Genomic DNA, 5,771 nt, shown 5'->3' with positions numbered 1-5,771 from the left:
CCGTCAACCGGTCCTGGTTGCGCAGGAGATGGCGCACGATCAGCGGCGAGCCGGGATAATGCTCGAGCCCGCCATCGGGATTTTGCGCGCGCACGGCTTCCAGATAGGGCTGAAGCAGCGCCGCCGCTTGCCGCTCGAGCGTCGCCTCTGTGAGCCGGCCGATGCCGCCGTGCCACTCGCCGGTCTTGCCGGCCTCCACCGAGGCAAGATCGTAGCGGCCGACACCGGCATGGGTATCAATGACGCGAAACGCCTTGTCCTTCTGCTTGAGGTATTCGACGAGGCGCGCGAGCACGGCATGCTTGACGACATCGGCGAAATTGCCGGCGTGGTAGGCGTGGCGATAGTTCATGCGCGCCGACCTCCAAGGAGCATGATGTCGACCGAAAACCGCTTCACACTTTTCGGCATCATGCTCGTGGCGAACCGTTGCGGCCCCAGCGCGGCGGTGGCGGCTGCGAATTGGGATTCTGTGGGCTGCCTCCGCCGCCGCGTCCGAAGACAAGCGACAGCACCAGCCCGGCAAGGCCTACGCCCATCAGCGTGTAGCCGGCCGGCTCGGCGCGTTCGTCGATCGAGCCGGTGCCGGCGCGCAGGATGAGATCGACCGCACGCATATCGATGCCGTCGGCGTCTCCGGGGCCGACCGTGAAGACATAAGGACCGGGCGTGACCCTATCGATGACGCCTGCCTCGTCGCGAAAGATCTTGTCGGGCAGTTGCGGGCTGGCCTCGCGCGGATTGTCGGTGTGGTTGAAGGAGAGCGCCGAGGCCAGCGCCGTGCGGCCGCCGCTCGCCGCGGTCAGCGTCAGCACCGTGCGCTGCTGGCCGGCGACGCGCTCGGCCCGCGCGGTCAAGTCGACCAGCACCCTCACCGGGGCGTCGCCTGCGGCGAGCTGCACGGTGACCGGCCGGAAGCGGCCGCCCTCATAGACGCGGTAAGTGCCGATCGCATGGCCGGAAAAATTGCTCATCGCCCAGGGATAGAAGATGCCGATAGCGGCACCGGCGATGAGGAGAAGGACTGAGAGGAAGCGCATTCAAACCCTTGGTTGTTTTCTTCGGTGCGCGGCTGGCCGCCATTCTGACTAGCGGCTTTCGCTTCGGGCAGCTTCGCGGACGCGCTCCATCTCGTCCAGAAACATTTCCAGGCCAAGCTCGAAAGTCTTGTCGAAGCCGGCCGCGCCGAAATAGGCGCCGGCCTTCACGACGCTCGGATAGTCGCGCGCCAACTCCTCTTCGCCGATGGTGGTGACCGCCGACGGCCCCTTGGCGTAACCGGCCGTCTCGTCGAGGATCGCGCCCATCAGATAGTAGCCGGCGGCGCGGAACAGGCGGGCGCTGAGCTCGGGACCGAAGCCGCCATCCTCGAACAGGCCGATGATGGCGTTGAGCTTGGCAAGGCAGGGCGGCGAGTTCATGCGGTAGACGACGATGAACGGCGCGAAGGCCGGATGCTCGGTGGCGACACGGCGGAATTCCTGCATGCCGATGCGGGCCCGCTCGCGCCAGGGCAGGCTGTCGTCGGGGATGACGAGACCGCTCATCTGCCGATCGACCAGCGCCTCGTAGAGGTGCGCCTGCGAGGGGAAGTGGTGGTAGATGCTCATCGCCTCGCAGCCGAGCCTGGCGGCGAGCTTGCGCATCGAAAAGCCGGACAGCCCTTCCCGCTCGATCACCTCGAAGGCGGCGTCCTCGATCATCTCGCGGGAGAGTTTTCCGCGGGTTCGCTTTTTTTTGCTTGGTGCGTCCATGGCGCTTGACAACTTACACTGTAAGGTTCATCTTCCACACACCTTACATCGTAAGGCTAACAAAAACCAGAGGAGAACATCATGTCGGTCATTCGCATCGTCTCAACCGTGCATTCCTGCCTTCGTTCCGCCTCGCTCATCGCCGCTGCGGGCGTGTTCGCCACCGTGCTGGGGTCCGGGCCTGCCCGGGCCGATGATTACGACGCCGCCCTCAAGGACATCCAGTCGACGATGGGCGGCGTGCCGAGCTTCGTCAAACAGTTCCCGAAAGCCGGTCTGCCCGGCGCCTGGGCCGAGGTCAAGGCCATCGAGCTCAGCGACAAGACGGCGCTGACGCCCAAGGAGAAGTCGCTGATCTCGCTGGCGGTCGCGGCGCAAATCCCCTGCAGCTACTGCATCTGGTCGGACACCGAGAACGCCAAGCACGCCGGAGCGACCGACGAGGAGATCCAGGAAGCCGTCGCCATGGCGGCTCTGACGCGCCACTGGAGCACCATCTTCAACGGCATGCAGGTCGATTTCGACCAGTTCAAGAAAGAGATGGGCGGGGAGTAAGGGGCAGGCATCAGGCGCCGTAGACGACAAAATGGCCCGCTTCGACGCGGGCCATTTTGTTGGGCCGCGACTGCCCTCCGTTCGTCCATCGTCACGCGGATGGCGGCGCCTGCGGCCATCAAGCCGTCCTGCCCTCTTGCGGCGGCGGAAAAAACCGTGGACGCATTCAAACAGCTATCGCTAAATTAATTAGGTTTGCCATAATGAGCCAAGTGGGTGGCTAACGATGATTCGAACATAAGCGCCACGCACTTGAGGGGACACTAGTTCATGCTCATGGCTTATCGCGGCTTAAGCCGGCCCTGCCCCAACAACAATTTCCGCATGCCGATCAAGGCCTTGTCCCGTCTTTTTCTTTTAGGTGCGTTGTTGGCAACTTCCGGTTGCCAATACTTCAATTTTGGCCAGTCGACTTCATTCAGCGTTTCGCAAAGCGGCAACGCCGCCTTGATCGACTTGAAGCCGAGCCGGCCCGCCCAGATAGGGAAGCTGTCTCGCGCGGCTCCTGTTGTAAACGCCAACCCTTATCTTGGGAACGCTGCTTTCGTTTGCGGCCCAAGCGGCTTCGGACAGCAGTCGCATTGCTTCGCCAGAAGTTCTGGGTCGCTCGCCGAGAACATCTAGGCACGGCACGGCAATCTCGACCTGGCGTCATGATGGCGTTGCTTCGAGGCTTGCAGGATGATGCCGAAGGCATGCTTCCGCAATTTGACGAATGCAACGCCGGTTACAGAGCGCTGCAAGGCAAGACCTCACCGCCGACGGGCCGGGTAAGCGCCCTCGGTGGTTAACCGCTCGCAAAGGCGTGAGGTTAACGAAACGCTAATTTAGTTGACTGCGCGCGACACAGGTATATCTTTGTATGCGTTGGGTGTGCAATTTGGGCGAGCAGTCTGCGGTGGTGGCAACCGACTCGTGGATCGCGATTTAGGGGCGCAAGGGACGCTTAAGCGGCAGAGACAGGCCGTAGAGCAACAGCCCCGCGAACTCAGAAAATTATGACGCACATCAGTGCTGGCGGTTCCGCATATGCGGAGGAACCGCCTTTGTAACCTGGTCGGGCAAGGCCCGTCCCGGAACGGTAGTGTGTGTGCGTACGGGGTTGCCATGAATAGGGTCATCAAAGTTCTGAAGCCGGTGCTATCGGGTCGAAAGGGTATCGATCGCGGCCGAGCCCTGGTCACCGGCGGAGCGGGCTTCCTGGGTTCTCATTTGTGCGAGCGGCTGCTTGCGGACGGCTATGAAGTCATCGCCCTGGACAATTTCCGCACCGGCAAAAGATACAATCTAGCCAGCATCGCGCGGGACGCCTCTTTCACCTGCATCAGCCACGACGTTGTCGATACCCTGCCGACGGATATCGTCGTCGACGAGATCTACAACCTCGCCTGCCCAGCTTCGCCGCCCCACTATCAGGCCGATCCCATCCACACGTTCAAGACCAGCGTGCTCGGGGCGATCAACCTCCTGGAACTCGCCCGGCGCCACAACGCCAAGATATTCCAGGCTTCGACCTCCGAGGTCTATGGCGATCCGCTGGTGCATCCGCAGCCCGAAGGCTATTTCGGCAACGTCAACACACATGGCCCGCGCGCCTGTTACGACGAAGGCAAGCGCTCGGCCGAAACGTTGTTCTTCGACTATTCGAGAACTTACGGCCTCGACATCCGGGTCGCGCGCATCTTCAACACCTATGGGCCGCGCATGCAGCCCGATGACGGACGCGTGGTGTCCAACTTCATCGTCCAGGCGCTGCGCGGAGACGATATCACCGTCTATGGCAGCGGCACGCAGACGCGCTCCTTCTGCTATGTCGACGACCTCATCGAAGGGTTTGTTCAGCTGATGCGGTCGCCGACGGCGCCGAAACATCCGGTCAACCTCGGAAACCCCGGTGAGTTCACCGTCATGGAACTGGCCGAGCTCGTTCTCGATTGCACCAACTCCCGCTCGCGGATCGTACACAGGCCGTTGCCGGTCGACGATCCCCGACAGCGCAGGCCCGATATCAGCTTCGCCGAGCAGCAGCTCGGCTGGAAGCCAAAGGTCCCGCTGAGCGAGGGGCTGGCCTACACCGCGGGCTATTTCGAAGCCCTGCTGGGCCGCCGTCAGCCCGGAACCTCACGTGGTGGTCATTTGTCCTCCGGCGAGGCTTTGGCGCTATGAGTGCCCGACCCATCCTGGTGACGGGCGGCGCAGGCTTCATCGGCAGCCACACCTGCAAGCAGCTGGCGGCAGCCGGCTATCTGCCCGTGGTCTTCGACAATCTCAGCCGGGGCAACGAGCAGGCGGTGGCCTGGGGCCCGCTGGTGGTCGGCGATATCCGCGACCGCGGCGCGCTCGAGCGAGCCATCGCCATTCACCGGCCGCAGGCGGTGATCCATTTCGCCGCGCTTGCCTATGTCGGCGAGTCGGTCAGCGACCCCGCGGACTATTATTCGGTCAATGTCGGCGGGACGATCGCCGTGCTCGAGGCCGCACGGGCAAACGGCATCGGCAACATCATTTTCTCTTCCAGTTGCGCGACCTATGGCATGCCCGAGACGCTGCCCGTGCGCGAAACCTCGTCTCAGAACCCGATCAGCCCTTACGGCCGTACCAAGCTGATGGGCGAACAGATCATCAGGGACCATGGCTCGGCTTACGGTACGAAATACGCAATCCTGCGTTACTTCAACGCCTGTGGCGCCGACCCCGACGGCGAGCTCGGCGAATGGCACACGCCGGAAACCCATCTCATTCCCAGGGTGTTGATGGCGGCGTCCGGCATGATCGAGGCGATCGAGGTTTTCGGCACCGACTACGAGACGGCGGACGGCACCTGCGTGCGCGACTACGTCCATGTCAGCGACCTCGCCCGGGCGCACCTCAAGGCCCTGCTGCATCTGGAGGCCGGCGGTAAAAGCCTTGCGGTCAACCTTGGCACCGGCCGCGGGGTCTCGATCAGGCAGATCATGGACGCGGTCGAGCGGATCACATCGCGGCCCGTCCCGGCCATGTACAAGGCGCGCCGCCCTGGCGATCCGGCAGGGCTTTTCGCCGACCCCAGCCTTGCCCGCGAACAGCTGGGCTTTGTGGCGCAGCTTTCCGACATCGACACCATCGTGAGGACGGCCGCTCCCTTCTTCGGGCTAGGCCCGGCCTTGCCCAATTCCGGCGTTTCGGCCGCCGCGGCGCGCGCATTGCGCGCGCCGCGTGGCGCGAGCGTCAATCAGAAACGCCGGCCCGCAAGGCCGACGGTCGGCCCTGTGAGTAATGTGTCGGGGCGTGGGCTCGCTGAGTTCGGCTAAGGCCGTCTCAGCGAGCCTCCTATTTTTGCAGCCGGCTGCGCGGGCGCAATCTGGACGGAGGCCACGGCGAAACCGCCGAAGCCAACTCACGCTTTTCCTGGAATTGCTTCAGCTCTTGCTGTCGACCAGTTTGCGGGTCTCGTCGAACTGCGCGCCCTTGGTGTTACCCTGT

Annotated in this window: 7 protein-coding genes; 4 read left to right on the top strand and 3 right to left on the bottom strand. The window is 63.4% G+C overall.

What is annotated here, in order from left to right:
- The 3 genes from rlmJ to EOD07_RS19590 all read right to left on the bottom strand — a co-directional run.
- Positions 1–352: 23S rRNA (adenine(2030)-N(6))-methyltransferase RlmJ (gene rlmJ, locus EOD07_RS19600; RefSeq protein WP_164772361.1), on the bottom strand; the 352-nt coding region annotated here is incomplete at its 3' end.
- A 58-nt stretch (positions 353–410) separates the two neighbouring features.
- Positions 411–1,040, bottom strand: coding sequence for a hypothetical protein (locus tag EOD07_RS19595; protein ID WP_127236648.1), 630 nt, complete (start codon positions 1,038–1,040; stop codon positions 411–413).
- 48 nt (positions 1,041–1,088) lie between these two features.
- Positions 1,089–1,703 (bottom strand): TetR/AcrR family transcriptional regulator, encoded by a 615-nt coding sequence (locus tag EOD07_RS19590; RefSeq protein ID WP_245470285.1) that lies wholly within the window; start codon positions 1,701–1,703, stop codon positions 1,089–1,091.
- A gap of 132 nt (positions 1,704–1,835) precedes the next feature.
- Here EOD07_RS19590 and EOD07_RS19585 point away from each other — a divergent pair, with 132 nt between their 5' ends.
- From EOD07_RS19585 to galE, 4 genes are all read left to right on the top strand, one after another.
- Positions 1,836–2,309: a carboxymuconolactone decarboxylase family protein gene (locus EOD07_RS19585; RefSeq protein WP_127236646.1), complete on the top strand. Its 474-nt coding sequence runs from the start codon at positions 1,836–1,838 to the stop codon at positions 2,307–2,309.
- 270 nt (positions 2,310–2,579) lie between these two features.
- Complete coding sequence (locus tag EOD07_RS19580; RefSeq protein ID WP_127236645.1) at positions 2,580–2,933, top strand: hypothetical protein; 354 nt, start codon at positions 2,580–2,582, stop codon at positions 2,931–2,933.
- Positions 2,934–3,416: 483 nt separating this feature from the next.
- Positions 3,417–4,475 (top strand): UDP-glucuronic acid decarboxylase family protein, encoded by a 1,059-nt coding sequence (locus EOD07_RS19575; RefSeq protein ID WP_127236644.1) that lies wholly within the window; start codon positions 3,417–3,419, stop codon positions 4,473–4,475.
- A complete protein-coding gene (gene galE / locus EOD07_RS19570; RefSeq protein ID WP_127236643.1) occupies positions 4,472–5,599 on the top strand; it encodes a UDP-glucose 4-epimerase GalE in 1,128 nt (375 codons plus the stop codon). Before EOD07_RS19575 ends, galE begins: the two co-directional genes overlap by 4 nt.
- Positions 5,600–5,771 lie beyond the last annotated feature (172 nt).

This window comes from Mesorhizobium sp. M2C.T.Ca.TU.002.02.1.1 (genome assembly GCF_003997225.1).
Note: the sequence above shows the minus strand (reverse complement) of the source record. Positions and strands in the feature narration are given on the sequence as shown.